This window comes from Sporomusa sp., assembly GCF_057736855.1.
Genome location: NZ_JBYKYF010000131.1, coordinates 6167 through 8410, shown reverse-complemented (window position 1 = coordinate 8410; position 2244 = coordinate 6167). Strand labels below are relative to the sequence as shown.

Genomic DNA, 2244 nt, shown 5'->3' with positions numbered 1-2244 from the left:
TTTTCACCCAGTTTTTCTTTTACATTGTTGATAAGGCCATGCGGCAGTACTTCTGCGGCTTTAATAATCATTTTATCAACATTGCTGTAACGGTCGTCGCCAGATTGAGTGAAGATAGGAATAGGTTTATCACTTACTTGAGTATTGTACTCAGCGGCAACCACTTCGCACATAAGCTGCTTTTTGGCTTTGGCTACAGCGTCAAGGATGGCTTGCGTCACGCCATAACGGAGGGCAGTGTGGATGCGTTTGCCGTTTTCGTCGTTAAGGCTGTCGATTTCTTCGGCAAGTTCTCTGAAAGAGTTCAGCTCACGTCCTACCAGACGAGGCTTAATCATTTTTTCAATAACCGGAATAAAATCTTCAGCTAAGAACAGAGGATCACGTCCGCCAGCACCGCTGTATTGAACGGCTGCGCAGTCGCCATAAGCGATTTGACCGTCTTCAAGAATAAGCATTACAGATACGGCTTCACCGGCCTGACGAACCGATTTGAAGCCTTCAGTAATCGGCTTGCCAATATAGGTAAAACCATCGTGTTCAGCACCGGCTTTAATTGCCCGCTGATCGTCAAAATAGAAACCGGTACGACCTTTTGCGCAAACTACGTCAACTATTTTCATAAATATACTCTCCTTTAGATGGTTAAATTTTGAATAATAGTACGAGGTTGAGATTGCTTTGCGTCTTACACAACAGACGAGAAATACCTTCTGTAGTTATGCAAGTGCAGCGCAGCAATCTCACCCCCGTTTCTTTTTTAGATCACTATAGCAGCAATCAATAACTCTACATTTCTATTAAGGACGGCCTACCAGTCTACCTTTGGAGATGGCATAAATGTCATCAATTACCATCTGGAAGCTTGCCTCACGGCCTTCTGCTTTGGCACGTTCAGCCATTTTGTCCTTATGGAAAGCAACAATATCTGGTGTGAACGGCAGATTACCAACATCAAACAGACGTACAGCACCATTATTGTCACGGGCTGGCAGAATTTTGTTCAAGCTGAATTTGCTTGGAGCGAACGGAATGTCAAGTACGCCAGCTTCAAAAGCACGTACAGTACCAACCGCATAGTCGCCATTACCTAATTCGAATACTTTGTCAAGGATGCAGCGGGTTTCGGCTTTGATCATGTTGATTTCAAGTTCAAGTTCTTTGGTCATTGGGAATACTTGATCTTTAAGCATATTGATCATTTGCTTGGTGGTTCTGAGACCTGCAGCATTGGCTTCCTTAGTTGGAATACCCAAAGCTTCATGCGGAGTTTTAACAATAACTTTGGTAGCTTTGGCTAATGCAGCAGCTGCTGCACCCCAGGAAATAACCGCAAAGGCTTTCGCTTCATCTTGTGGGAATCCACCCATCCATTGATGGAATACAGTGGTAAGGATAGTATCGGTGTAACCATGTTTGGTCATGTATTCGTCAGCCAGTTCTTCCAGAGCTTTGATTGCTGCAATGTCTTGAATCAGGTTACCGCACTGACCATAACCTAAGGTAATATTTTTTACACCTTGTTCAGCAGCAAGAATACCTTCAATAATGGCAACCGCGTGGGAAATGCTAGGCGGTACTAGAGTACCAGTAAGCGGTCCGAATGGCTCGCGGTTGATTTCGATTCCGTGCTCAGCATACAGACCAGTCAGACGGTCGCAATACTGCCAGTCTAAAATAGTTTTTTCCAGCGAAACGCTCTTAGCGTATGGAATATTGTAAGAAATACCGCCGCCCTCGAAAGAGGTATAACCAGCAGCTAGAGTAATTTCACACAGCAAACGGGCATCCGGAGTACCATGACGGACTTGCAGCGGGCCATCTACGCTTTCAACAACACGACGCACACCTTCAACCCCATGGTTAACAGCCGGGAAGCCGTTAAGCAGTGAGCGGCCAGCCTTGAGACTTTCCTCAATACCATTTTGCGCTTCTTTGTATTGGTTTTGACGAGTATAGCTGTCGATGGTTGTTGGCAGTAAATCAGCTTCGCCTTCGGTTCTGAGGAAATTCAGAAGGTTAATATGCTCATCGATGAGCGCTACGCCAGCGCGTGGCTGAGTGAGCGTTTCACCATTTTGTTTAGCTTTGATCAGACGTTTAGCAAATTGACGCTTGGCTGGGATATTCTCGTGATATTTGATAGCTTCTTCAAAATTTACACCTTCGCCAGTCGGCCAGGTTTTGAGAACTTCCTCGCGAATGGCGTTAAACTCGTCATGCGTCCACTTTTTATTTTTAAGT

The 2244-nt window shown here is 45.1% G+C and carries 2 protein-coding genes; both read right to left on the bottom strand.

The genetic code is table 11. The features are described 5' to 3' along the window. A partial coding sequence (locus AC29Z1_RS09935) for a methylaspartate ammonia-lyase (RefSeq protein ID WP_488271305.1) occupies positions 1-623 on the bottom strand: 623 nt, incomplete at its 3' end. A 177-nt stretch (positions 624-800) separates the two neighbouring features. After that, a partial coding sequence (locus AC29Z1_RS09930; RefSeq protein WP_488271304.1) for a methylaspartate mutase subunit E occupies positions 801-2244 on the bottom strand: 1444 nt, incomplete at its 5' end.